Source organism: Methylomicrobium agile, from assembly GCF_000733855.1.
Classification (GTDB): Bacteria; Pseudomonadota; Gammaproteobacteria; order Methylococcales; family Methylomonadaceae; genus Methylomicrobium; species Methylomicrobium agile.
In genome coordinates this window covers 2,727,355-2,753,899 of the sequence record NZ_JPOJ01000001.1, presented here as the reverse complement: position 1 = coordinate 2,753,899, position 26,545 = coordinate 2,727,355, and the positions used below count along the sequence as shown (strand labels likewise).

Annotated in this window: 21 protein-coding genes; 9 read left to right on the top strand and 12 right to left on the bottom strand. The window is 50.6% G+C overall.

The genetic code is table 11. From position 1 onward, the window contains the following. Positions 1 to 43 precede the first annotated feature (43 nt). The 3 genes from CC94_RS0113080 to CC94_RS0113070 all read left to right on the top strand — a co-directional run bounded on the left by CC94_RS0113080 (position 44) and on the right by CC94_RS0113070 (position 2,200). Entirely contained in the window at positions 44 to 628 is a 585-nt protein-coding gene (locus CC94_RS0113080; protein ID WP_031431204.1) for a beta-class carbonic anhydrase, read from the top strand. Between the two features lie 129 nt (positions 629 to 757). Next, on the top strand, positions 758 to 1,285 hold the full coding sequence (locus CC94_RS0113075; protein WP_031431202.1) for an NUDIX hydrolase: 528 nt from the start codon (positions 758 to 760) through the stop codon (positions 1,283 to 1,285). 534 nt (positions 1,286 to 1,819) lie between these two features. After that, positions 1,820 to 2,200 (top strand): transposase, encoded by a 381-nt coding sequence (locus CC94_RS0113070; protein ID WP_342666540.1) that lies wholly within the window; start codon positions 1,820 to 1,822, stop codon positions 2,198 to 2,200. Positions 2,201 to 2,361: 161 nt separating this feature from the next. Here the strand turns inward: CC94_RS0113070 and CC94_RS0113065 are convergent, their stop codons facing one another. The 4 genes from CC94_RS0113065 to CC94_RS0113055 form a co-directional block, all read right to left on the bottom strand. Continuing rightward, positions 2,362 to 3,480, bottom strand: a complete 1,119-nt coding sequence (locus tag CC94_RS0113065) for a hypothetical protein (protein WP_157203434.1) — start codon at positions 3,478 to 3,480, stop codon at positions 2,362 to 2,364. A 177-nt stretch (positions 3,481 to 3,657) separates the two neighbouring features. Next, the gene (locus CC94_RS24120; protein WP_169740961.1) at positions 3,658 to 3,843 is read right to left on the bottom strand and encodes a hypothetical protein; all 186 of its coding nucleotides are present in this window, start codon (positions 3,841 to 3,843) and stop codon (positions 3,658 to 3,660) included. 68 nt (positions 3,844 to 3,911) lie between these two features. After that, positions 3,912 to 5,126 carry a hypothetical protein gene (locus CC94_RS0113060; RefSeq protein WP_031431196.1) on the bottom strand — a complete coding sequence of 405 codons (1,215 nt, stop codon included), beginning with the start codon at positions 5,124 to 5,126 and terminating at the stop codon, positions 3,912 to 3,914. After that, positions 5,123 to 6,316 carry an Mce/MlaD family protein gene (locus tag CC94_RS0113055; protein WP_169740960.1) on the bottom strand — a complete coding sequence of 398 codons (1,194 nt, stop codon included), beginning with the start codon at positions 6,314 to 6,316 and terminating at the stop codon, positions 5,123 to 5,125. Before CC94_RS0113055 ends, CC94_RS0113060 begins: the two co-directional genes overlap by 4 nt. A 341-nt stretch (positions 6,317 to 6,657) precedes the next feature. Here CC94_RS0113055 and CC94_RS23780 point away from each other — a divergent pair. Together CC94_RS23780 and CC94_RS25515 are read left to right on the top strand one after the other, a co-directional pair. Next, a protein-coding gene (locus tag CC94_RS23780; protein WP_157203433.1) for an IS630 family transposase occupies positions 6,658 to 7,790 on the top strand; the annotation gives its coding sequence in 2 pieces (ribosomal slippage) (positions 6,658 to 7,090 and positions 7,090 to 7,790; 1,134 coding nt in all). A 90-nt stretch (positions 7,791 to 7,880) separates the two neighbouring features. After that, a protein-coding gene (locus tag CC94_RS25515) for an IS5 family transposase (RefSeq protein ID WP_157203341.1) occupies positions 7,881 to 8,647 on the top strand; the annotation gives its coding sequence in 2 pieces (ribosomal slippage) (positions 7,881 to 8,256 and positions 8,256 to 8,647; 768 coding nt in all). 25 nt (positions 8,648 to 8,672) lie between these two features. On the opposite strand, the gene CC94_RS0113030 is transcribed toward CC94_RS25515, so the two are convergent. Continuing rightward, the gene (locus CC94_RS0113030; RefSeq protein ID WP_051911497.1) at positions 8,673 to 9,350 is read right to left on the bottom strand and encodes a class I SAM-dependent methyltransferase; all 678 of its coding nucleotides are present in this window, start codon (positions 9,348 to 9,350) and stop codon (positions 8,673 to 8,675) included. Positions 9,351 to 10,118: 768 nt separating this feature from the next. On the opposite strand from CC94_RS0113030, the gene CC94_RS0113025 reads away from it, so the two are divergent. Continuing rightward, entirely contained in the window at positions 10,119 to 11,249 is a 1,131-nt protein-coding gene (locus CC94_RS0113025) for a helix-turn-helix transcriptional regulator (protein WP_031431186.1), read from the top strand. Positions 11,250 to 11,573: 324 nt separating this feature from the next. Here the strand turns inward: CC94_RS0113025 and CC94_RS0113020 are convergent, their stop codons facing one another. Then, positions 11,574 to 13,403, bottom strand: coding sequence for a TonB-dependent receptor plug domain-containing protein (locus CC94_RS0113020; protein WP_169740959.1), 1,830 nt, complete (start codon positions 13,401 to 13,403; stop codon positions 11,574 to 11,576). A gap of 538 nt (positions 13,404 to 13,941) precedes the next feature. Between CC94_RS0113020 and CC94_RS23095 the strand changes: the two genes are divergently transcribed. The 3 genes from CC94_RS23095 to CC94_RS22390 all read left to right on the top strand — a co-directional run bounded on the left by CC94_RS23095 (position 13,942) and on the right by CC94_RS22390 (position 16,094). Then, positions 13,942 to 14,181 carry a hypothetical protein gene (locus CC94_RS23095; protein ID WP_005370441.1) on the top strand — a complete coding sequence of 80 codons (240 nt, stop codon included), beginning with the start codon at positions 13,942 to 13,944 and terminating at the stop codon, positions 14,179 to 14,181. Beyond that, complete coding sequence (locus CC94_RS0113010) at positions 14,178 to 14,393, top strand: DUF2283 domain-containing protein (protein ID WP_005370439.1); 216 nt, start codon at positions 14,178 to 14,180, stop codon at positions 14,391 to 14,393. Before CC94_RS23095 ends, CC94_RS0113010 begins: the two co-directional genes overlap by 4 nt. 255 nt (positions 14,394 to 14,648) lie before the next feature. Beyond that, complete coding sequence (locus tag CC94_RS22390) at positions 14,649 to 16,094, top strand: serine/threonine-protein kinase (RefSeq protein ID WP_051911496.1); 1,446 nt, start codon at positions 14,649 to 14,651, stop codon at positions 16,092 to 16,094. On the opposite strand, the gene CC94_RS0113000 is transcribed toward CC94_RS22390, so the two are convergent. From CC94_RS0113000 to CC94_RS0112975, 6 genes are all read right to left on the bottom strand, one after another. Next, positions 16,091 to 16,639 carry an OmpA family protein gene (locus CC94_RS0113000; RefSeq protein ID WP_005370437.1) on the bottom strand — a complete coding sequence of 183 codons (549 nt, stop codon included), beginning with the start codon at positions 16,637 to 16,639 and terminating at the stop codon, positions 16,091 to 16,093. The two genes, CC94_RS22390 and CC94_RS0113000, sit on opposite strands and share 4 nt — an antisense overlap. Before the next feature lie 33 nt (positions 16,640 to 16,672). Continuing rightward, entirely contained in the window at positions 16,673 to 17,194 is a 522-nt protein-coding gene (locus tag CC94_RS0112995) for a hypothetical protein (protein WP_005370435.1), read from the bottom strand. 18 nt (positions 17,195 to 17,212) lie between these two features. Next, positions 17,213 to 17,626, bottom strand: a complete 414-nt coding sequence (locus CC94_RS0112990) for a hypothetical protein (RefSeq protein ID WP_005370433.1) — start codon at positions 17,624 to 17,626, stop codon at positions 17,213 to 17,215. A gap of 35 nt (positions 17,627 to 17,661) precedes the next feature. After that, a complete protein-coding gene (locus CC94_RS0112985; RefSeq protein ID WP_084675344.1) occupies positions 17,662 to 20,670 on the bottom strand; it encodes a caspase family protein in 3,009 nt (1,002 codons plus the stop codon). Positions 20,671 to 20,820: 150 nt separating this feature from the next. Beyond that, on the bottom strand, positions 20,821 to 24,651 hold the full coding sequence (locus tag CC94_RS0112980; protein ID WP_005370431.1) for a two-partner secretion domain-containing protein: 3,831 nt from the start codon (positions 24,649 to 24,651) through the stop codon (positions 20,821 to 20,823). Positions 24,652 to 24,679: 28 nt separating this feature from the next. Then, positions 24,680 to 26,389, bottom strand: a complete 1,710-nt coding sequence (locus CC94_RS0112975) for a ShlB/FhaC/HecB family hemolysin secretion/activation protein (protein WP_005370426.1) — start codon at positions 26,387 to 26,389, stop codon at positions 24,680 to 24,682. Positions 26,390 to 26,545: the final 156 nt, after the last annotated feature.

Genomic DNA, 26,545 nt, shown 5'->3' with positions numbered 1-26,545 from the left:
GGCCATTTTTTCCGATCCCCAATAATAACGATAAGAGGCACTCATGAGCAAAATTCTGAACGAAGTCCTGGCCGCCAACCGGGAATACGTCGATAATTTCGGCGATAAAGGCGACTTGCCCATGCCGCCGGGCAGGCACTTTGCGATTCTGACCTGTATGGATGCCCGCCTCGATCCGGCCAAATACGCAGGATTGGCCGAGGGCGACGCGCACGTGATCCGGAATGCCGGCGGCCGCGCCAGCGACGACGCGATCCGTTCCCTGGTCATTTCCTACAAACTGCTCGGCACCCGCGAATGGTTCGTGATTCACCACACCAATTGCGGCATGGAACTGTTCAACGACGAAATCATGCGCGACTTGCTGGCCAACAGCCTGAAGACCGCCTCGCTGAACGAGCAAGGCTTGTGGTACGACACCGGGGAAGGTCCCGGCTCGCACGAAGCGAAACACATCAGTTGGCTGACGATCAAGGATCAAGAGCAAAGCGTGCTCGAAGATGTCGTCCGGATCAGAACCCATCCGCTGGTACCGCGCGACATTCCGGTTTACGGCTATATCTACGACTGCAAGACCGGCCGTCTGATCGAGGTGCCTTCCGCGACCGAAGCCGGCAAAGCCGCTTAAAGCCCAAACCTTACGCTCCGCCCGCCGCAAGTCGGGCGGAAGATTGTCCCTCTTCTTTTTTCCTTTTCTCGCCCCGTCGCCTCGGCTCAAGATGCAGCGAAAATCAATCCGGATAAATTCGATCGAGTCATGAAGCCACTCCCCCATCAGGAATTACTGGCGGTTGTCGACGAAAACGACAGCGTGATCGGAACCAGTCCGCGTCATCTCGTTCATACCTCGCTAATGAGGCACCGCGCAGTGCACATTCTGGTATTCGACGATTCCGGACGCCTGTTCCTGCAGAAACGCTCGATGCTGAAGGATCTGAATCCGGGGCTTTGGGATACCTCGGCCGCCGGCCATGTCGACGCGGGTGAAGATTACGACAGCAGCGCGGCGCGGGAATTGCGCGAAGAGCTCGGCGTGGAACATCGCGGCCCCTTAACGCCGGTTTTCAAGATGCCGCCGACGGCCGAAAACGGCATGGAGTTCGTCCAGGTTTACCGCGTCACGCACAACGGACCGTTCGCGCTTGCCGCCGACGAGATCGACGAAGGCGGCTGGTTTGCGCCCGATGAAGTCGATGCCCGCGTAAAGGCCGACGATCAGAATCTGACGCCGACCTTCAAAATGCTCTGGCGGCAATGGCTTTGGGATTCTTTCACAGTCTCGTAGCGTAATCGGACGCATGTCATTCATCGCCATCCACCACGCCACCTAACGTCGGGTAACGATGAGGCTATTGCCCGACCTACCCGGGCTCCGCTTTGAAGGCTACGGGCGTTTTGCTGTCGCGAAAACGCCCTACAGCAGGTAGCCTCAATGAAACGTTAGCGGAATCGAGGATAAACGAAGCCACATACGGTTTTGTGGGAGCGACGCCTTCGCCGCGACTTTCGAATAAAGTCCGATCGCTTTGAATGAGCGATAAATCGTATCTTTTGGCAAGTATCGATGCCGTAGGCGAGTCCATAAAAAGTTGTAAGGCACATTTGATTGCCTTACAAAAACAACGCCGTCATAGTCCGCATAATCAAACCAGCCCACGTAGGGCGGATGCCGACAGGCGATCCGCCGCCATGCCGGGCGATCCACTCTCCCTAGGCGGAACCCGGCAGAGCCGGTTCCGCCTTACGGATTCCGCCTTACGGGTTACGCCTTACGGGTTACGAGTTTCATGAAGGCTTGGACCTGACGACACAGGTTGAAGTGTACCGCGAGCGATACGGCCACTCTCCGGAACGGGTGATCGCCGATCCGCTCTATGGCACGCGCGCCAACCGCGGCTATTTGAAACAACGCGGCATCCACTTTGCCGGCAAGCCGCTCGGCCGCCCCAAGCAAGTGATCGACGCCAATCGCGAACAGCTCAAGCAAACCAAGGCGCAACGCCGACAAGACTATTTGCAACGCATTCCGATCGAGGGCAAATTCGGTCAGGGCAAAAAGGGTTACCGGCTCAACGACATCCGGGCCAAGCGCGCTAACACGGCATTCGCCTGGATCAACACCCTCTTTCTGGTCATGAACCTGCTGATCCTAAAGGATCTTTTTTGGCCTCAGTCAATGCGGTCTTGCGGGGGTGATTAAGGCAGTTGCCCAGGCATGGAAACAAAGGCTTTTAACCCAGCGCGCTCAGCTCCACTCCGTCGTTCGGCCTGTACAGGCCTATGGCTGATTTACTGAGCAATCTCTACTTAACATTTGTCTTAACAACTACGCGGGCTGTGGGATTCCGAGAAGAAAGCGGTTTAGTCCGTCGAAAGCTTTGCCATTTTGTCTGGATCTTTTTTAAATCCGATTCTCTCGTAAAACTTATCCGGAACGTTTGTGTAATCTTTAAAAATAGTCCAACTGCAAGGTTTCATTGGATCCGGATCATAATTTACAACCCATACTGGAAATCCGAATCTCCGCACCATGAAAATTTCATTTTGCGCACAGTGAGCGCAGAACGAAGAAACACCTTTCATATTCCAGGTTGAAGGTGAAGCCTTGGAATAATTCTCAAGTCCACGCGTGTTTTTTCCCGCATTTTTCCTTCTCATGGCTCCGCCACTGCCACATCCGTCAAAAACGATGGTGTAGTTGTCGGGATTGTCGACAATTTCAACTTTTCCGCGGCGATCAGGGCCGGAATAGTGGCCGCGCAGGTGTTCGGCCATCAGAGCTACAACACCTTCCGGAGAAAGTTTGGCAATCAGTTTGATAAAACCTTCGTACATTGTGCAAGACTGAAAGCTTTCTATCATCATGCGTTCGGAAAATGCCTGACCGTATGACTTTTCTGTTTCCGTCGGATACACCCAGAGATATTGGCAGAGATAGTCATGAACGGCGCGGGACTTACGTATGAAAACCGCAAATTTTGCAAGAGCCTCCTCTGCTTTTTTTTCTTTGGTGATTTGAACCACTTCGTGCCAGGCCGCAAGTGGAACGGCGTTGAGCTGCTCACTCAGCGTTTGGCAATCGGCACGACTTCGCCGAATTTCAGGAGAAAGAACCGAGATAACGGTTTTGCCGGCCTCGATATGCTCCGGGGATTCTTTTTCAACGCGAACGATCTCGGACCAAATGGAATGCACATGAGTTGTGATTTTAGTTTCCTCTGCAATCCCCAAATCTTCTCGTATCCGCTGGCCCCACGAAAGGGACCATTCAAGGAGAATGCGATTCATGTCCACATAAAGAAGCTTCATGACTTCCAAAAGAGCAACGGCATCTTCAGTACGTCTCGCACGAATCCATTCAGCCAGTTTATCCTGATCCGCCACTTTGAAATGGGCTAAAGCGCCGCTGCGAATAGTGCGGCCTAAAAGTGGCGAGAATTCGATTCTGTCTTCTCCGGTAAGCATCGGTGATTTGGGCATAAATACCTCTGAGAGCTTGTTCAATATCTATCAGGATAATAAAAAGGGTAGCGTCCCCTTTTCCCCTTTTCCCGGTCTTTAAATTCCGCTATTTTTGTATTGCTTAGTACAAGTCCTAATTCGATCGCTTTAGCCCGTAGGTTGGGTGGGTTAGCGAAGCGTAACTCAACCTACGGGCTATGGAGAATAGCTAATGGTAAAGTAAAAATTCCCGTTGTATTTTGACATAATATCTTTTACTGGTATTTTATAAGCAATAGCTGGCCAGTTAATAACTGGCCAAGGTATAAGTTTTGGATCCTCAAGATAGCTATTATTAATAATAGTAGTTGTTGGGTGATAAATATTATAACTATAGTCCATCGGCACTATGCTCCAAGCAAGAATTATATAAAGAGTATAATTCCCGAAGTCTTCTTCCGAAAGAAATTTTAGCGGATCAGATGAGATAGTCCACTGGTGATTTTCATCAGTATGATGGTAGCAATATACTGTCCCATCTGGCCCCGTCCCCCCAATCCCCCAACCCCGAGAGATTTACCCTCGTTATCATACAAAGAATAAAGAAACGGGGAGCCGAATGACCTCTCATCTATAGTAGTCATACATCGAGTTCGCCCCGACGTTGGAGATGTTTCGATAAATTCTCTAACTCCAGGCATAGTTCCGAGGTTGGTATGTAGGTTTACAACAACCTTATAAGGCACAAGAGCTTGAAACTCGACTAAATATTCAGGTGAATCTTGTTTTTGTATCTCACCCAAGTAAAAGCTGCAATCGGCTTTAAAACTCCTAATTTCTGGCAAGGGACCGACTAAGCCAGAAGAAGGAATAGCCAAACTTTTGCAGGTTGATGCCACATGAGAGAAAGACACTTCAAAATCCTTTCGTGTGAAGAGTAAATTTTCTATAGCACCCGCCGCCTGATGGCCCCTCACGATCATTTCGCTTTTAGCTTTATCCCATACCTGTTCCCGAATAATATTCCAAGAAGGTTGTTTTGCCGTTTCTAGGAATAATTTTTCGGCAGAAAATACTTCGTCAGTTATCGTGCCGAAATTTGGGCAAAGGGGACAATTTGGCGCTGAGCTGGGCCTGAAGTATTCCTTCGTTGCTTTGTACAACTTTTCATAATCCCCATACTGATTTGCAAATGATCCAGTTTTAGCCATGGCTTTGGCTAAATCGGCAATTTTGCTAAATAAATTTATTTTTGATGTCGCCCATTCGGTTAACGCTCCAAGCACCTGTTGGGTATCAGAATAATTTTTTGTAGAAATAATGGCATGGAGCTGCGCCGTTTTTCCCTTTACCATCTCTAGAATAAGTTTGTCATCGGTCTGTGCAGGGGTTAGCCGCGCATCATAGTCCGAGTTGATTCTTAGGCCATCCACTTGGCCATGTATCTTTTCTAACAAGGTAACATATACATCAAATGGCGATGACATGATATCAACAGCGACCCCGGCGAGCACTAAACCTGCTCCCACTGGGGCTGCCGACCCTAAAGAGACAACAGTAAGCCCTCCTCCCGCTATCTCTAAACTAGTACTAAGCAGTCTCGTTTTTTCTATAACGCTTTTATATTTTTCGCTTTCCTGTTTACCTTTAAGATACAAGCTAAGCCAATTGTCTCCCGCCGTCACGCCCCAGCTTCGACAGAAAGCGCTGGGGAAACAAGAAAATCTCCAAGCTGGAATAGAAATCTCTGAAAATTTAAATAATCGCTATATTCAGACCACGGATGGGAAGCGGTGGCAACCGAGATCAGTCCGGGATCAGATAAGTTGGATATCGCATCAAGTTTAACCGTGTTTAAATTTTGTGACCGCTCAGCAAGTGATGCTCCTAATACATTTATCGAATTGTTATCTAATGGAGCTAGAGCATCAGATAAAGTCTTTCTAATTAAAGCGATCGTGAGATCCGGTGAAGCATTAATCTGGGCTATTAATACTTTCTCACTCTCAGTGAGCACATTATTGGCGCTAAGCCAATCAATCAATTGTGAAACTTGTGCCTGCGCTTCTGTAGAGGAGGCATTGGCACGTATTGACTCTGCCAATACATCCAGCTCATGAATCAGATCATTAACGGCATTTAAACCCTGGTTCTGACTGATATCCGGAGAATCAACCGTTACTGAAAATGGGTTGCTGCCGTCAACCTGAACATCTATAGGACCATTTTGTAAAGGCTCAATGGAATTATTTACAATATTAAATGGAACAGTTACTTCTAGTTTATCAGAGCTCAAGTATTCAATTTTGTTAACGGGAATTCCGGCGATTTTTACTGAGGACGTAGGTCGAAAGCCCTTGCCACTCAACCTTATTTTTGTACCAGAGAAAATTTTGTCACTGATAATATTTTCAATACTGTCTATTACTGGAATGGTGGTGTTTGAGGTAGCCGACACGGAAAATGAAAAATCGTTAGAATTTTCATTTGTGAACTTGAAATCGATAATTTTTGTAATTTTTTTATTGATTTTTGGTATTTGAATATACGCTCCCGTAGCTGTTGGAACTAATCTGTATTTGTAAGCCCCATTTTTTCTTCGAAGTTCAGAAAACTCAAATTGTGATGCGGGTAGAAAGTGGTCAATCGCAACAATAACGTCTTCTGCATATTGGCGACTGTTATTTTTGACTAAAATTCTATATCGCTTATAACCCAGCCTGTCATCGGATCGTCTCTTAATTTTTTTAACTTCTAGAGGCGACCCAGAGATGGATATGGATTTAGGGCCCCAAAATTCTTCACCCGAGTCAGCAGCTAGGACAATCCCCATTGAGCTTAAACATAACATTAAAAAACTTATCAAACGAAACATGACATTCCCCGATAAATTATAAGTGTATATAAAGAAAACCTGAACTAAATCCCTTAGACCCATCAGCCCGTAGCCCGTAGGTTGGGTTAGGCGCCAGCCGTAACCCAACATTCGAAGCCGAATTCTGTTGGGTTACGCTTCGCTAACCCAACCTACGGGCTACAAATTACGCCTTACGGCCTTTGAGTCGTAGCGAATGCCTCGACCGCTTGCCGGCTCGACGAGTGATCAAGGCGATAGACCGGATTTGTGCTAGTAGTGTGCCAAACTTGCTTTGATGAATAGTTAATGTAAGATTTCAATTTCTTGTATCAATTCAATGAAATTGAAAGGATTAGCTTATGCCGGCAAAAAAGTATCGCGTAAAACTGACCGAAACGGAACGAAGTGAGTTAATGGAATTACTCAATAAAGGCCGGGCATCGTCACGAAAACTCACGCACGTCCGAATACTCTTGCAAAGTGATGAATCCGGGGGGACCCCCGCCAAAAAAGATCAAGACATTGCGGGTGCGTTGAACATCAGTGCCAGCAGCGTTGAACGAGTTCGTCAGCGGTTTGTGGAAGAAGGCTTGGAGTCAGCTCTCAATCCGAAGGTGCAGGAGCGTTTCCGCTTTAAAAAACTGGATGGCGCCGCCGAAGCCTTTCTGGTGGCCACAGCGTGCACGCCAGCTCCCGAGGGGCGAGCGGAATGGACGATGCAATTGTTGGCTGACAAACTGGTTGAATGCCAGATGGTCGATTCAGTCAGTGATGAAACGGTTAGGACCACTTTAAAAAAAATGCGCTTAAGCCTTGGTTAAAGGAGTGTTGGTGTATTCCCCCGCAAGCGAATGCCGATTTTGTTTGCGCGATGGAGGATGTTTTAGAAACGTATCATCGAACCTATACCGACGACGAGGTTTTAGTTTGCCTGGATGAAACCAGTAAACAGCACATCAAGGAAACCCGAACCCCTTTGCCGGTCAGGCCAGGGAAGCCGGAAAAACAGGATTTTGAATATGAACGTAACGGCGTCAGCCATTTATTTATGCTGTTTGCACCGCTTGAGGGATGGCGTTACGTCAAAGTGACGGACCAGCATACCAAAGCCGATTGGGCGCAGGTGATCAAAGAATTAGTGGATGAACATTTCCCTGAAAAGAAGAAAATAGTTTTGGTGATGGATAACCTGAATACGCACAAGGTCAGTTCGCTCTATGCCACATTCACACCGGAAGAAGCGCGCAGAATAGCGGAGCGTATTGAGATTCACTACACTCCCAAACATGGCAGTTGGTTGGATATGGCAGAAATAGAAATTGGCATTATGGCTCGACAATGCCTGCATCGGCGAATACCCGATCAAGATTCATTGAAGCGTGAAATTAAGGCTTGGCAAAATCAACGAAATCAGAAGGCTGTTCGTGTGGATTGGCGATTTACAACCAAAGAGGCGCGGGTAAAATTAAAATCGCTCTATCCAGCAATATAAGATTGGCAGACTACTAGATAGTGTCGTCACAAGATAAGTCTTTGTCAGGTATAATACGGAGATTGTCGTTGCTGATGAGATTAAAGAGCCATGTCCCAACCTGCCCACCGCCGCCATGACATTTCCGATACGGTTTGGAGCTTACTGGAACCCCATCTGCCCGGCCGTGCCGGGGCCTGGGGCGGAAAAGCGCGAGACAACCGCTTGTTTATCAATGCGGTCTTCTGGATTTTGCGTACCGGTGCGCCATGGCGCGACCTGCCACCTGACTATGGCGATTGGAAGAACACCCATCGCCGGTTTTGCCGTTGGCGAGATCACGGCGTCTGGGAAGCCCTGTTGGAACAGTTGGTCACCGAACCCGACTATGAATGGTTGATGATTGATGCCAGCCACATCAAAGTCCATCCGCATGCGACCGGCGCGCAAGGCGGCAATCAGGGCATGGCGGTCACAAAAGGGGGCTCAACAGTAAGATACATCTGGCCGTGGATGCGCATGGTATGCCGGTCAGAATCCTTATTACAGCAGGTACCACAGCAGATTGTTCGCAGGCTTCAGCCTTGATCGAAGGCGTGGATGCTCAGTACTTATTGGCGGACAAAGGCTACGATAGCGATGCTATCGTAGCCCAAGCCGAAGCAAATCAGATGACGGTGGTCATTCCGCCACGCCGCAATCGAAAACAACCCCGCGACTACGATCGCGACCTGTACAAACTGCGGCATTTAGTAGAAAACGCGTTCTTGCACCTCAAGCGCTGGCGAGGTATTGCCACACGCTATGCCAAGAACACCGCATCGTTCCTGGCCGCTGTGCAGATCCGGTGCATCGCCCTGTGGACAGCTATCTTATGACGACACTATCTAGCCTTTGGCGAGTTTATTTGATCCCAAATCCGATCAGTGATTTTCTGAACGAAGGGATCGCATCTCTCAACACGGTGCCGATCGATTTGATTCTTTCGAATCCTGTCCGATAGCGGCGGCTTTTCAAGAATGAGACTTGCTGCTTTTTAAAGCCGGCCGCATCGAACAAAATCTTGAGTTCTTTTTTCGTAAACTCGCGGTTATGGCGGTCAGGAAAGAAAGACCGGCCTTTATACAGAATCGGTTCGGCATAGAGGTAATGTTTTTCGTAATCGTAGGTGATGTGTTTGCCCCTGAGCAGGCGGCTGCGGTTTCTGAAACAGGCCACATTCGGTACGTCGAGCTCCAGAATGCCTCCCGGCTTCAGCACGCGGTACATTTCCTTGACTGCCGGCAGGTGCGAATGCGAAAAATGTTCCAGCGCCTGACAGCAGACCACCGCGTCGAAAAATCCGTCCGACCAGGGCAGGAGGTCGACCTCGACATTGCAGATTTTGAAATCCTCGAGTTTTGCAAAGGCCGTTGGAAATTGCTCGCGCCGGTCGACAATATCGACGGCATAGCACTCATGCCCGAGTTCATGGAGTAGAGAAGACAAGATGCCAGCGCCCGGGCCGATATCGAGCACTTTTCGGCAATTTCTAAGTTCATGGACGATCAGGCAAAAACGGTCGATGCTGCCTCTAAACACGTCGTCAGAGTCTGTATCGGTTAAATCATAAAGCCTGCCAGCCTCACGAAGCTGTAAAGCAGCACGAAAAACGGCGTTTTGTGAGGGTTTGGAATGCACTTTCTTCTCCTTGATATAAAATCCGGTAAGGAATTAAGGGTATCCCTCGTTCCAACCGGTAAATAACAATTTGTCGGCCTGATAGTTTGTGATCGCCAGACTGATTGGATGATCGCACATCCACTCGAAAAATCCCGGCTACAGGCACAGCGGATCATCCAGCCCGCACCCCATAGCGCGCGGCGGATTGCCTATCGGCGAATTTGCTGCTTTACGTTTCACGTTGATGAGAAAATTATAAAAATGCCATGAGCTTGCTACAATCAAGCCACACTTGGTATTTCACCCATAGGATGTGTCTTTATATGGCAGTGCATGAAAAAATTCGTCTGTCCGGACAGTTGAAAGGCTGTAAGCTCTAGAACTCGTTTTGCTTTCGACTGCTTCCGTTGGAAGACTGAACTTAGCCTACTTCGATAATTACCTTACTTACCCCCCTATCGCTAAGAATTGCCGGAGCGAAGCTTAATTTATATAATCCCTCTCCGTCATCAGTCATTTGGCTGAAACGGGCGTTCTTGCAGACATTTTTTTCGAGTCCCGCCAGCAGCGTCAGAAAGCAAAACAACGTTTTCGGCAAGTTGTCGGGAGCAGGGACTATTTATCTAACCCAGTGCCTGCGTATTGGCAACATCACTGAAAAATTCCGAGGAGTGAGTAGGGATCGAAATGGAGGAGCAATTTGACGAACTGGTCGGATTGATCTACGACGCCGGCATGGAACCGGCCGCTTGGCGACGGTTTCTCGAATGCTTTTCCGAGGCAATGCATTCAGCGGGATCCTTGCTGTTTGTACATGACTTCGGCACGGGCCGCTCGACAACGGCCTCCTCGCCCAACCGGAGTTTCGTCGCGCAGGCGCGTACCGACGAGGATTTCCTCGAATCGCTCCAAAAGGAATTCGGCCACGCGAACGTCTGGCTGCAAAATGCCAAGCGCTACGGCGAAGGCGTTCCGGTCATTTCCTCCCAGCTCTATCCTGACGCCGACCTGCCCAAAACCGAATTTTTCAGCGGCTGGCTGAAGCCGCAAGATTATTTCTACTCGATCGGCGGCGCGATCTTGCAGCAAGGGGATGTTTCGGTACGGGTAACGACATTGCGCTCGCGCCGCGCCGGCATCTATACGGAGAGCGAGATTGCCTTATATCGGCGCCTCATGCCGCACTTACAACGGGCGCTGCGCATTCACTGGCGCTTATCGTTGGAACAAGAAACGCGCTACTTGCGCGAACACGTCCTGGACCGGATAAATCAAGCGGTGGCCTTGTTGGACGGTGACGGTAAGGTGTTGTTCGCCAATCGACAGGCCGAGGCCATTTTCCGGGAGGGCAGCGGCCCGCTGGTCATCAACCAGCGGCTAACCGCCGCCGGCGCACAGGATGCCGCCGCGATTCGCGAAAACCTGTACCAGACTCGTCAGGGTTTTGGCGGCAGCATGGACGTAAAGGATATCGGGACCGGCCAGCGTTGGATGATTACTTTCATGCCGCTGCCCAACGCCTTTACCCAGTCCTTGGCCGAGCAAGCGCACATCATGGCGCTGATCGCCGAACCGGGCAAGCTGGCTACGGGCAATCTCGGCGGCTTTGCCAAGATTTACCGTCTCACTCCGGCCGAAACCCGTGTTTTAGAGCAATTACTGCTGAAAGAAAGCACTCAAGAAATCGCCGAATGCCTGCAAATCGGCATCAAGACCCTGCGTACTCAGCTCAGCGCCTTGTTCGCCAAGACCCAAACCAAAAACCAGCGCGAATTGGTCAAATTTTACTTGTCGCATCTGATGGCCGGACCGATGTAAATCATTCATCGTTAACCCGAAGAAATTATTTTTTAGATTGTTTGATGGGTTTCGCTGACGCTCTACCCATCCTACGGCCCTGTTATCCATGTCAAGCGTTATGAAGCGCAGCGTTGTAGGGCGTTTTCGCGATAGCAAAACGCCAACCGCGCCTGATTGCCTGACGGCGAATCCGTCCTACAAGCGCTTTGCCAAGCATCAAACGCTCTACCCACCCTACACAGGTTAAGGACACGTCGAACGGTGTTGGACGCGCTACAGCAGCCAGTGTCGACCTTGTGTCGGCAGTATTGATCCATGTCATTCGGGGCATCGATTACTGGTTCAAAGCCGGTAGGAAAGGCCGCCATAGACCGCGGCGCCGGCATGATCGAAACTATAGATATCCGGCGTTTTGTCGTTATTGATGTTTTCGCCGCGCACGTATAAGTCGAGCCTGGGCATCACCCGGTAGTTGACGTGAACGTTCAGATGAAACGCGTCGTCCACATCCAGTGTGTTGCCGAGATCGTTTTGAGACAGGCTGCGGTAAATGCCTTCAGCCCATAAGGTTAGCGGCAGATTCGGCGCGCGCCATTCGCCCCAGACGCGCACGCTATCCTTGGCTTGAAACGGCAACCGGCGGCCGTTATCGAGATTGCGGCCGTCGTTATAGGTATAGGCCGCTCCGCCGCGCCATTGCGGATTGAAAACGAGCTCGGCACTCGTTTCCAGACCGGCGATACTGGCGTTGGCGACATTGCCGATACATTCGCCGATGCAAGGGAGTTGGGCGGTGGGTTGCGGCTCCCAACTGACGACGATCAAATTGTCGTGGCGGGTGTAAAACCCGGTCAGATTGAATCTGAGGTTGGACAGCGCCTGCCACTCCAAGCCCAGGTCGCCGCCCGCGCCGCGTTCGGGTTTAAGCTGGGGATTACCGAGCAGCGGAAACAATCTTTCGGCGTAACTCGGTATCCGGAAGCCGTTGCCGCCGTTGGCGCGCAGCTTCAACGTGTCCTGTACCTGCCAGGCCAAGGCGGCGTGAACGAGCGCGTGGCTTTGGAAGCGATCGTAGCTTTCATAGCGGACGCCCATGTCGCCGCTGAGTTTTCCATAGGCGAAACGGGTTTCCAGAAAGCCGGCTTGCTGATTACGGCTTTCGGCAAAGGACGCGCCGGGCGCCAATGCCGGCGGCGGTCCGAAAGTAGGAGCCTCGGCCCATTCATGGCGCCCTTCCGCTCCCCATACCAGACGAATGACATCGCCCCCTTTGCCATGCCACAAACGCTGGTTGTTCTCCCAGCGGGCGAGGTAAAGATCGGTGGTATAGCCCGGAGTTATGCCCATGACTTTAGCCTGATTGTCGGTATGGATATAACCCAACTGCAAACGCATATCCCAATCCGCATTGATATGGGCAGTGAGCGTGTTCTGCGCTATCCAGCTTTCTTCGGCAAAAAAAGAGTCCTTTTCGTCCGCCATCGCAAACATGCCTTTGCGAATGCCGTAACCGTCCCATGCATTCCATGCATCGCGGTACAGCATGGAGCCTTCCCAGGCGACGGCATCACTCAGGTCCAGACCGGCTTTCATGAGGACCTGATTCGCGTGGTAAGGATCGCGCTCCGGATTGTTGTTGGACTTTTGCGCATGATAGGCGCCGTCGAACGCATCGGCGCGGGTGACTGTGACGGCAAGACGTGCTTTTTTTCCCGCCAGATTGCCGCGCGCAGTTTCCTTGAGAAAACCGAAGGTGCCGCCTTCCACGCGCAGATCCGCGCTGTCGTCTTTGGCCGTGCGGGACGTCAAATCGATGGAACCACCCAGCGAACCAAATGTTCTCGATGCCGGATTGAACCCCCGCTTGATTTCGATACGGTCTTGACCGTCGGGAAGCAACGCATTCAAATTGACGACGCCGGGCAAGGAGTCGGGCACCGGCATGCCGTCCAGAAAAACCAATCCTTGGCCGCCCACGCCTCGCACATGAAGCAGGCCCAAGCCGAAAGTACCGCCTTTAGTCACGCCAATGCCAGGAAGGCCCCGCAAGGTTTCGTCAACGGTACGCTCCTGGGCGATGGCCAGGTCTTCTTGAGTTAAATGCGTAGTACCGGTCTTTTCGGTAAATCCCGCGTCTTGAGCTTCGTCCGCGAAGTCGCCCGATGTTGTCACTGTAATTTCCGGCAGAATGACTTCTTCGGCTTCCGCGGCAACAGCGGAGCAAATAAGGAAAACAGCGAAAAATGCCAATACTTGCCCTAAACCTTTGACATTGAACAGCTCTAAAGTCGGATAGACTTTTCCTGGACCGCATTTTTGCACGAGAGCTCCAAGCGCATTGATTGTTTTTTGATTAAGACTCCTTGCCTGAATACAGTAACACAAGGGCGACTGAGTCGGAAAGATGTAGAGCGACGCTATATCTTTTTGTCGAGCGGAAAGACAAAGAAATGGCATATTTGACAGAAATTATCGATTGTCCGGAAACGGTAAATCATGATGATTTCCGGGCGTTGCATGTCCTTGTTTTGGAGAAGGCCTTATGCACTACGGTTTTGTGGGAGCGACGCCTTCGTCGCGACTTTCGAATAATCGCTTTGAATGAGCGATAAATCGTATCTTTTGGCAAGTTTCGATGCAGTAAGCGAGTCTATAAAAAGTTGTAAGGCACACTTGATTGCCTTACAAAAACTCCCTCATAATCCGCATAATGAACAATTTAACCACAACGACTTATTTTCGCGACGATGTTTTGCTGAAGCGCCCTTATATCCGTTCAGAAGGGTGCCTTAAAGCGATTTCACATCCCTTTCGTCGGGAAATCCAGCCGGATGGGCGTATTCGCCATTGGATATTTGTTGACGAACTCGACCGCTATTTGCGCGTGGTCACACTGGAAGATGGGGTGACCGTGCATAACGCTTTTCCAGACCGAAGGTTTAAGCCATGAAATTAAATTACGATAAAGAAACGGATTCTTTATATATCCATTTATCCGAACGGGCGTCCGTAGACTCCGATGAGGTGGCTGACGGCGTAGTGCTGGATTTTGATGAAAACGGGGGATTGGTTGGTATTGACGTACAACATGCCAGCCAAAAACCCGATATTCAATCCATAGTGCTGTCGCATTTGCCTTTGCACGATTTACAGGCGGCTTGATTCTTGGCTGTATAGAAATTTCTCATTTCCATATCCCTGATTTTGAACCCGTACCCCCTAAGACGGAACCGGCTTGCCGGGTTCCGTCGAATGAGGTTCTACCGTGAAATGCGGGGATCGCTTGACATGGCGGCGCTGGACAAAGCTATCAGCGTGCGGTTTTTTGAATACCCATTATGTTGCAAATAGAGACAGGTAATATCAGTGAGAGGCGGACTATTTTTGTGTAAATTTTTAGTCGATTAGGAGAGAAATGTGATAACTCCCTCTACCGAAAGCAAAAAAGTGCTAAAAGATCGCTTTGTGCTTGAAGAGGTTCTAGGTCGCGGCGGAATGGGAACCGTCTATAAGGCATTAGATTTATTAGCAGTAGAGGCTCGGGACAAAGACCCGTATTTGGCTATCAAACTGCTTAACTCCGATCTTCTGGACGATCCCCTGTTTTTTGTCGCGATGCAGAGGGAAGCCAAAAAAGCTAAATCACTTGCCCACCCAAACATTATTGCTGTCTATGACTTTGATCGGGATGGGAACAATATTTATTTGAGCATGGAACTCCTCAAAGGACAACCACTTAGTACATTACTAAAAAAATATACTTCTGGTATTCCATTCAGCAAGGCATGGCCATTAATTCAGAATATGGCCGCAGCGTTGTCGCATGCTCATAAAAACGGCATTGTTCATGCGGATTTTAAGCCTGGTAATGTTTTTGTGGATGAAGAGGGGCATGTGAAGGTTCTGGATTTAGGCATCGCCAGCCGATTCAATAAACCCGGACACAATTATGACGATACGACGATTTTCAGTTCCCAAACCTTAAATGCCTATTCACCTTCTTACGCGAGTCTGGAAAGGCTCAATAATCAGCCGGTGGATCCGCGAGACGATATTTATGCATTGGCTTGTGTCGTTTATGAACTATTAACCGGTAAACATCCCTTTTCGCGATCGAATGCACAACAAGCTTATGATATGAAAGCCAAGCCGGCGCCGATTACATCGATCACAAAGGCGCAATGGAACGGCTTATTGCATGGACTTGAGTTGAAACAGGGGAACAGGACACGGTCGATCGACCAATTTTTGCTGGAAATTTCGTCCCCCAAACAGCCTAAAATAAAAAGCCTTGCTGCAATTGCTACTGTCGGGGGCGTCTTATTGACGGTTTTGGCCTGGTTCATTTATCGTCCGGCGGAGCAGAACGGAAGGGCTGCCGAAGCAATCAAGCCGCCTACCCGCGTATCCCAGCGCATCGACGAGGCCACCGGAGACGGTGAAATGTCGACAATGCAATCCCCTCCGAAAAATGTCGAGGCTGGGATTCAACCATTCAAACTCAGGTTGTCCGCAGAGCATTATAGAATCGGAGAATCGATAGCGTTATTCGTTGCGACTGAAAAACCGCTGTATGTGACCCTTCTGCACATTAACTCCAAAGGCGAAATTTTTACGATTTTTCCGAATGCCTATGAGACCCATCATTTGATTCGGCCCGGTGCCGAGATTCGCATTCCTAACGCCAACGCGGACTATGAATTTACCGTGGACGGACCGGCCGGAACGGATCGTATTGAAGCTTTCGCCAGTACGATGCCGTTGCCGCAACCAGAGACAGTTGTCGGTTCGGAGGGCAAGTTAAAGCCGGAAATCGAAGGGTTGATTGCAGGGCGGATTACCCTGAAATTTCCGGTCAATTAAGGCATTGCGACAATTCTGACCCGGCGGTTGACCGCGCTATTAGGATTCGTCGGATCCAGCAAATTCGATTTGCCGTAGCCGGATGCCTGGATGCGGGAAGCGTTCAGTCCATGTTTCTGAACGAAAAAATTGCGTACCGTCGCGGCGCGCCTGACCGACAAATTTTTGTTGTAAGCATCGCTGCCTTTCGCATCGGTGTAACCCTCGACTTGAAATCTCAAGCTGTCGAGTTCACCAGACGTCAACGCTTCCGCGACCGGCGTCAATTGCCGAATCGATTCATCGGTCAATCTCGCTGAGTCGTATGCGAAGCGAATTTCCAGCGAAATGGCATTTCGCTGGGATGCTACGGTTTTTTTGGGGTTGATTTTGATGCTACGGGTCGAGATGGCTTCGTCGCTGTCTGCACTCGGTTTCAGCGCACGAATGACTTCTTCCTTTGAAGGGGAACGGCCGCCCAGATTCAAATCCTCGGCATCCGCGGCGACGCTGAAGGACAACGCGAACGCTGAAGCCAGCACATACAGATTTTTGCAAATGATCATATTCGCTCCAAGATAGGGATTAGGACTTCGAAACTAACCGCCGATAAACCCGGCGTTGATAGCGGATTGGCCCGATTGAATGCAGCGTTGATAATAACCGAGCATGTCTTTGGTCACCGCATCGATATTCGGATTGCGCATGAGTACATGAATCTCGGTTGCGCCAAATACTTTTTCGTTTTTCGTGACGTTCGAGCCGATATAGAAGGAGACCATACTAACCGCGTTAGCCACAAAAATGCCCGAAAGCGCGCGCCAGACGATGAAACCATTTTCTTTCCACGGAATCACGGCATCGAGTGCCTTCGCCCAGGTCAGCAGCGTGGGGTGCGCTTGACCGGGCGTTTGAATCGTTGCGAGCACGTCAGGCAACAGCACTTTCGAGGCGATTTGGCCGTTGCTGCGTTTCAATTGCTCCAACTCTTGCCAGATCGGTTTGAAAAAATTGCCGGCATAGAGCAGCGTTTTATTCGGCGGCGCGGCAATTCGAGTGCGAATAGTTGGATTCTTCTGCAGAAAATTCAATAATTCTTTGGTTTGGGGATACATCGGCATCGTTATGGCCCAAAATAGCTAGACGCGTACGGACAGAATTTGATTTGCTGCAACTTTCATAGGCATGCAAGCATTTCTTCCATTTTTAAGCGATTGGCCTTTTTGATTCGCTTCGAATCGCACATAGCCCAGCAAGCGCATGGCGTCTGATTTGGAGGTTACGCCGGTTTCATCCCGAAGGATGCGTAACGTTTGTAATAACTCTTGATCATTCAGTCTCTCGTTTTGAGAGAAAAGTTTACGCTCGATTGCCGGCGAAAGTCGTTTGCAGGTTAAAAGGCCGAATGCCAAACCGGTAGCCGCTCCGGCTAATAGCCCAGGCAACATGCCAAGTCGGCCGACCGCTGCGCCCATCAAAATTGCCCCGCCAACACAGGCTTTATAGGACATGTCTTGTTTGTCTTTGTCTGTCAAAATATTGAAATCTTCCATTCACTTGCTCCGACGCGGTAGTTGATTGTTTAAACTCATTTAGATTCCGGAACCGGCAACGCAATATTCGCCAATGTTCCAGGTGCAATCAATTGCGGCGTCTGTGGCCCGGCTGACGCATTATGTAATTTCTCCACCATTGGCACCGCAAAATCATGCAACTCCCCCACAGTAATTTTTCGATCATGATTGCGATCCGCTAACCCGCGCAAACCTTTCAGCAATACATAAGTAAACAAGCCGTGTTGCGCAGTTTTATATTCCTGCGAAAGCTCGTCGCCCTTTGAAGCGAGCAGCAACGGAAACAGTGCCGCGGCAGAACGTTTGCGGAGGGAACGTGAATCGAACTCACCGAAAATATTTTTGGCCTGGCAGGTGTCGACGATCATGACCCGGCGTCCGGCGGCTCGTCTCATGCCGTCAATGAAATCGGTCCAGCTTAGCAGAGAAGGAGCTTTTCCGGTCAGATTACGGCCCGACAGCACTGCTTCTATGTCCGTGAATTCGCCGTCTTGCGGAAGAAAATAATAGTTGCCGGTTTGATCGCTGAAGCCGTGCGAGGCCAGGAACAGCAGCACAGTGTCGTTCGGCCCGGCCTGCTCGAAAAATTTTAAAGCGTCTAAAATGTTTTGCCGCGTGGGCTGCTGTTCCGAGGCGTCGGCTAATAAGCGGACATGGACTTGTTTAAAACCGGAATCATCTGCGGATTTTTCCAACACTCCAGCCAGTTCAATCGCATCGTTCACGGCGTATTTCAGATCAGGTACTGTACTTTTGTTGTCTCCGGATATGCGTGTGAACTGATTGGCCCCCACTGCCAATACATACAAATCGCCTTTCGGATACATTGCTTGCTTGATATTGGATGTTTCGACCCACTGTTCCGCCAGTCCCAACGATACGCCGTTGTTGATTTCGACACGAATGAGATTGTCGCCCGCGGCAATCGGAAATCGGAAGGTGCGGCGCAAGCTGCTACTCTCGGTGGCTGCCAATTGACGTTCTTGATGCGTCGCAACCGGTAACAGATTGGCATAAATCTGGATATCCTGCATCGGCCGGCTATTTTTCTCGGCCTCGATTGTCAGTTCCAATTCCGGTATGCCTTTGGGGTTGATGGACGTACGCATCGACGTCACAGTGATGCGAGGCGGCGCAATGCTGCTCAATTGACTTAAGGTAAATTCGCCAAGGCGAATAGTATCTATGGTTCCACGACTGCCATTAGCCAAAACTCCGGCATAGCGAGTGCTGACACCCGATCTTTTGGGTTCGCTTCGAGCGATCCAATCTTCTTTTGCGCTTCCGGCAGAGGCGCCCAGGCTGCTACGCAACAAATCGGGCCTGTAAAACTGCCGTTCAAATTGCACTGCCCGGTAAAAATCCGGGGCACTATTTTTACCCCGGTTGACATGCCAGCCGATTAAATTGTCGCCGTTTTCGGAGGATGCATAATAGCCGTCGGGACGCCAAAGCACCCACTCCTTGCTGTGCGGTTCTACGAAAAGCGCCTGCATCTCTTTCCCGTCGGCCGCCCTATACCAACGGATCGTGCCGTCGGAAAGCGCCGCCACTACCAATGATCCGTCGCCGGTTGCCGCCAAATTCCAAACCGCGCCCGGCATGGCAGTGTTCCACGCCAGCCTGCCTTTTTTATCAAAGGATTTAAGCGACCACTCGGTACCTAAAAATAGGTGGGTATTTTTAGTAGAGGAAGCATAAGAGCGTACGATTTCGAAAGGCTCCAGTTCCAATGGATGCCCATTCAGTTTTGGCTTGGCGGCATTTTCCCAATCGGCGAGTTGTAAATTTTTATTGGGTTTCCGGCTTGCCGCCTGTTTGAAATTTGCCGTTTCCTTCTCTAATGACAGCTGATCGACCGAAAAAAATAAAGATTCTTTGACGGGCTGAGTGATTGGAAACGAGACTTTACTACCGTCAAAAGAAACCTGAAATCCATCGTGCATCTGTGGATGTTGAAGGGTATGGGTATCCGATAAGCGCGGTCTGGTTTCATTATCGGCAAGCAATCCGATCGCGGCGTTTTCAGTTGAAAACGCGATACCGTTCTGGCTGCGGGGGCGTATCGATTGAACCCTGTGAGATAATTTTATCGACTCATAATGAGAAAGATCGGAAACCTTCCAACGCAGAATTTCCGCTTCTTGGACATTGGCCGAATCGCCGCTGCCGTAAATGAATTCGCCCGATGGGCTCCAAACCGCGTTTCTGAGCGTTTTGATAGGATGTGAAGCATCGACTCTTAAACTGCGCTCAACCTGCAATTGCGGCAACGATAAAATCTGAATCAGCGGACTGTTGTAAGAACTGACCAGAAGCCTTTTGCCATCCGGGGAAAAATAGCTGTCGGCAATGCGGTCGACTTCTGGCACCTTAACGCGGGCAGCCAACTTGAATTGCGGATCGTAAACGCGAAGGTAGCCGTCATTGGAGCCTGTTGCCGCATAGCCGTTGCTTGAGAAGGACAAGCCGGTTACCCGTTCGCCATAATCCTGATCTTGTGCCAAAATTTGGAAGGTTTGGGTATCGACAAAGGCGATCCCGCCGTTTCCATGCAGGCCGATCGCCAGGACGCGGCCATCAGGCGAGAAGCGCAGCTCGCCGATAATATTCTTCAATTGATCGATACAGCGGAGCAAATGGCCGGTAGTGGCATCGAATAGATAAACGCACCCGTGTTTACCCCGTTCCCAGCAGGTCCAGCCGCCGACGGCGATTAGTTTGCTGTCCGGCGAAACGGCAATGCTGTCGAGGTTGCCTTCGAAAGCGTTGCCGATCGGAATGCGCAGCGTCTGCAATAATTTAAAATCGCGGCTGCGCCAGATTTTGACGGTTTTGTCGTGCGAAATCGTCGCCAGCCTTTGATCGTTCATCAAGGGTTCGACGCCAAAGACCGGCCCACTGTGATAAGCGGCATCGACCCGGATGATCGGGGTGCTATCTAAAGCAAAAGCCGCAGTCTGGTCGATAAACAAAAAGACGAAGGCGGAAAATAGGCGTTTCATTGTCATCAATTCAGTCATTCATAATCAAGGCGCCGCTTTGCGATGTTTAGGAAGTGGCCAATATTAACTTCCTGGTATGCCGGGTAGACCTGCCAGGTTTTTAAAACCTGGCAGGTCTTTGGTTGGGAAGTTATTTGGAGCCAGATCCTTAGAATAAAAGCACGGTAATTAAGAAGCTTCCTTGCATTGAGGCAGCCCGTTTTTAGAGTTCCCACGACCGACTCCACAAACTGGAGAATGCTTGGTTGAATAAGTATCTTGCACCGCCCCGTTTTCCGGGGAGTTTAAGCCCAAATCGGCATTATCGGCCTCGCTGCCGCCGCCCAAGATGACTGTTTCTTCGTCTGAGTTTTCCGGAGCGTTTGCATTTGGAGTCGTTTCCGACGAGTCGGCATAATTTAATGTTTGTTTGGTAATGGATGACGTGTCAATTCCTTCAGGGTCGGAAGAAACCGAATTCGATGGTGCCCCAAATAGTCTAAAATCTGTGTTAAACGAATTTTGTGGGGATGCTGTAGATGTTGAAACTGCATTATTTCCTAACATGTTAAATGTGTCCCACGAAGAATTTCTATTTTGCGATAAAATTGGTGTAGCTTGTGAAATAGGTTTTTGCGGTATCTTTTCGTTTTGGTCTCTAGGTTTTTCACTATAATCAAATGCGGCAGTTCCCAGGGTACGAATATAAAAAAATAACAGGTTTTCTATGTCTCTGTTTACGTATACAGATAAGTCATCGCCATCCCAAACGTTAAATGTCTTTGAATCAATTGTAAAACTCTCCGCAGGAATGCCAACCCAGTTAGGAAGAGAAATAGATTTTGCATACAGCTTCAAATTAAGTAGCAAATTTGGTTCAAATAATCCATTTATATTTCCACTGAGTAAAATATTTCCATTTTGATTTTCCAGCTCGACAGTCGGCTGATTGTCGACATCTTTCACATAGTGTAAAGGGTATTCAGAAAAACTTGGAGGAATGTCAACGTTCAGTAGTGAGTCTATTTTTTTTGAATTGTATACATGAATGTCGTTGTTTAGTGTAATGGCATCTCCATTTAAAGTATAAATTGAATTTCCTAATTCAATATTATTGGCGTCGTTAAAGTAATCTATTCCGACAGGTTTACCCAAGTAAACGCTGCCATTATCCACCACGATTTTTCCGTTGATGGTTAGTTTGCCGGTGGTACCGGTTTGTAATACGCTCAGTACATTATCGCTCGTCGGATAATTACCCTCTGCCGGGTGATTGCCCGTCAGATGCACTTGATCGTTAAAGGTTATGGCGTCTTTACCTTGAACCGAAAGTGCGGCTAAGCCGGTGTAGGTGTTATCCCCTGTACCCAAAGCCCGATTGAAAATAATCGGGCCGTCGGCGATTACATCAAGCTTTCCGGTAGTAAAGACATCGTACAAGGAAACCGCACCGGCACTGCGCAGTGAAATATCGGCAGTCCCTGTCTCCAGTCGCTTGTCGGATGTTCCGGTGACACTTCCTGAGTCGATGATCTTCAGCGTACCGTTCTCAGTCAACAAATCGCCCTTCAAATTAAGCGCGTTTTTTGCCGTCAACTCGATGCCGGCAGACCCCCGGGATCGCAAATCAATCGTGCTCAGGTCAAGTTTGCCCTGGTTTGCCGTGATGGATAACCCGCGGTCGGCGATGATATCACCGAGCTTAATGTCGCCATTTTGCGAAATTAGGGTTGCCGTGGCCGGAATAGCGCCTTGATTCTCTATGGTTGAATGGTTGCACAATCCACCTGGCGCCAAACAGGTTTTGCCCATCGTGATGTTTTTACCGGCATCGATTGTCAACTTTTCGGAGCCGGGATCAATCAGGATCTTGTCGGCAGTGGTGATCGATCCTTCCGTTCCGGTTGTTTTCAGGATGATTTTGGCATTATCCGTCAATAAATTGGCGTTGACTTGCATGTCGCCAATCGAGGTCAATTTGAGCTCATTGCCGGGCAATGCGCCGTTCGCGCCTTTGGTGCTGATATCCGCGCCGTTTGCAACATTGAGCGCGCCGCCGGACAAATCGACAGCACCGCCGGCAAAAATAGGTTTGAAGACATCAATCGAGCCGTCGGCCAATACGGTAACGCCGCCTATGGTCAACAAGCCGTTCAGGCCAACATTGCCGCCGGCATCGACTTCAAACACGCCAATACCTTGATTGTTCAGCCCTACCAAAGCCTGGCGGAAAATCGAATCGGCACCGGAGGTGACATCGATTTTCCCGGTGGAAAGCAAATGTTGCAGATCCGTATGGTTGCCCGCAGTCAGGGTAATATTTCGGTTGCCGGCGAACAAGGCCGTGCCGTTTGCCATCGTAATATTGCCGGTAATGGCGTTGATGAAGATGTCGCCGTTATTGGTCAGGATGTTGTCATTGATATTGATATTATTTCCCGCCGATAGGCTGAATGATGCGCCGGCTACGCCATTGGTGGCACGTCCGTCTATCTGCGAAGCAACCGTTAAGTCATTGCTGGTTTTCAGAGAAACGCTGGTGCCGGTTTGCAGCAGGTAATTGACCTTTTCGGAACTGATCACATTGTCTGCGCTTGACGGGCTGCTATAGGTGCCAGTGTTGGGTAATAACGTCGTCGATTGCATTTGCGTTTTGGACGCAATGGTCAAATTGCCGGGATCGAGCAGCAATTCACCCGCCGAACCGTTCTTTGCACTGGCATCGACCTCGCCGTCGAAATGCAGCGTATTTTTGCCGGAGACCTCGACCAGGCCACCGTTGCCGGACGCGCTGCCGCCGCGCGTGCTGATGCTGCCGTCATAGACGGTGCGATCGTCGGCCCAGACGATCACCTTGCCGCCGTCGCCTGCGGTTTTGCTGTCCGCGTTGATCGCCGCGCTGCGCTCGACCGTAGTCAGCAAGGCGCGGACACCGTCGCCGGAACCTTGATAATCGCCGCCGATCAACGCAGTTCCGCCTTGCCGATCGCCGGAGACGTCGATGCGGCTGCCGGCTTGCAGATTGACTTCGCGGCCGCGGATTTCGACTTTGCCGCCGTCGTTCTGCGCGGATCGGCCGGAAGCATCCAGTGTGCCGGCGACATCGATCCGTGTGCCGTCGTCGCCGAGCAAGGAGATCACGCCGTTCTTGTTCTCGATAGATTGCGCCTGTACGTGTCCTTGCAGGTTGATCAGGCTGTCGATGATCGCCTTGCCGGTGCCGGCCATGATCGTGACGATGCCGCCGTCGGCGGTGATTTCGCCGGTGTTGCTGACATAATGCGACAGGGGGTGGCCTTCGGCGTTCGGGATATGGTCGAGTTGTTCCTTGCTGACGGTCAGTTGGATCAAGCGATCGCCGTACAGATCGAGCGTGAACGCGTCGCCGCTGGCCAGCGCGACCTTGCCAAGGCGGGCATTGATCACGCCGTGGTTTTCGACGCCCGGCGCGACTAAAGCGACCAGACCGCCTTGCTGCGCGGTGATGTTGCCAAAATTGACAATGCGGGCTTCTGGGTTGCCGGGCTCGGCAAAGTGCAGGTTACCCGCCATGAAGTCTTCGTTGCTGATGTTCGCGGTGCTGGCGGTCAGCGAGCCGACGTTGATTTGGGCATCCTTGCCGACCATGATGCCGTTCTGGTTGATCAGATAGACGTTGCCGTTCGCGGTCATCCGGCCCAGAATCGCCGATGGATCGTTGCCGACGACCCGATTCAACGTCGCGGCGTCACGGCCGGGCTGATTGAAGTTGACATGCTCGTGCGTATCGATGCTGAACGATTGCCAATTGATCACCGCGCGCTGGCTGCTTTGGTTGATGTCCATCCGCGCGCCTTGCTCGACGATCGCCGCGTTGCCGGCGGCCACCTGGCCGCCGGTTGGATTGGCATGGGCGACTGGGATAAAACTGAAGGCGGCCAGAGCGACTGCTTCGGCTATCAATCGTTTCCGGATGGCGGCCGGTAAAGTCCTCAATTGATTGGGTTGGCAAACGGAGGTCTGGATGCTGTTTTTATTCATTTTCTCGGATTCCTGCTGTTCCGCAATATCAGAAGGTTAATTTAAAGCCGCCGAACAAGCGCATGTCTTTGTTTAGCTCTGTCGATTGCTCCGGATGGAGTGGCTTTGCGCCTTCAACGTAACCGGAAAAGTAGCGGGTAACGGTCATGCGCATGCCGACGCCGGCCGCGTGGACCGCAATACCGGGACGATCGTAGTTGTAATGCACCTCACCGTAATCATGGAAACCATACAGGGTCATGTCGGCATTCGCGAAAGGAGTAAAGGTGTAACGCAATTCGGCTTTGGTCGCGAAGCCTTTGTCGCCGATGAATTCGGAGGGATCATAAGCCCGTAGAAATTGCTCGCCGCCGAGCGAGAATTGTTCGGGAGCGAGTAGCACATCCTCGGTGTATTGCCCTTGGAACGCGGCGAGGAAAGACCATTGCGGCGCGATCGCTTGCAGGCGAGCCAGATAGATATTGGTTTTAACGTAGTCGACTTCGCCTTGAGCGGCCGATAGTTTGGCGGTACCCGCCGCGCGTTCCGTGTCGGAGGGATCACGTGCGCCAAGCGCGTTGATGCCCTGGCTGAGTTCCAGATCGACCATGTTGATGCCGCGCCAGCTATCGGCCAAATCATAAGTTAGGCCGGCTCTGAACGAGCGGATGCGGTCGCTGGTGATGGTTTCATTGAAAAAGTCGCTGGAGGAGGTCGAATCGACCATCGAAAAACTGCCCCGCACGCTTAAATTGCTGTTGCGACTGCGGAGCAAGGGGTGCGCCAAACCGATGTTGAGCGATACCAGATGAGAATTCAAACCGTTAGCGATGTTGAACAAAGACGTGTTGGACCAGACCTGATTCAGCATCAGGGACAGGCGTGTGCCTTCGTTGAACAGTGGCAGGTCCTCGCCCAGCGACAGCACGGTCATCTTGTCTTCGAACGATTGGAATACCCGTGCATAGCTTTTTTCCTGCAGGCCGAGCGCATTATTCGCTTCACCGTATACCTCCGCACGGTAAGTGCCGAGCAACTTGGTCAAGCGGTTGTTGAAGCCGAGGGTGGCGCTGAACGATTGTTGCGTGATTTCGACAACAAGATCGGCCGCCCCCGGCGTGATAGGTGAAGGCACGAGCGAACCGTAGGCGTTGATGCCCGGCAAATCATTAATCAATAACAAATAGCGCTCCATTGCCGAGATATTGACCGGTTTGGCGGTGCGGATTTTGTCCGCATAGTTTTGCAACAGGCCGAGTACGTCCTTTATACCATCGCCCTGGAATCTGACTTCATTGATATGGCCTTCGACAATGTCGAGCCGAACGATGCCGTTCTGCAATGTTTGTTTCGGAACCAACACTTGCGCTAAAACGTAGCCGTCGTTCCGGTAATGAACGGTTGCGTTTGCGGCGGCGGCGCGCAATTGGTTCAACGTTACGGTTTTGCCCAATAAAGACGTAAAGAAACTCTTCAATTCGGCTTCGGGGTATACCGTACCGCCGGAAAAAGTTACGTCTTTCAGTTCAAAGGCGATGTCGCCATCGGTCGCTGACGGAATCGGCTGTTCCGGAATCACCTTGAGGGCAGGCGTGTCTGCTTTCGGAGTCGGGATCGCCTTAAGCTGTTTCTCGATCTGTCCAGGTTGGATGGCGCCCGGAATCTGTTGGCTTTGGGCTTCTACGCTTGTCGAGTTGGACGCCCATAGGACACCAAATACGGCGGCCCCTTTGGCAAATTTATGGTTTAAGAGTCTCACTTCGCTTCCTATTAAAGACGTTGAGTAATGGTCGAGTTGATTGCCACTTTAGCTCCGTTGAATCAATCATCTGCGTAGCCTGTAGGTTGGGTTAGGCGCTAGCCGTAACCCAACACGCGAAGCCGAATTCCGTTGGGTTACGCTTCGCTAACCCAA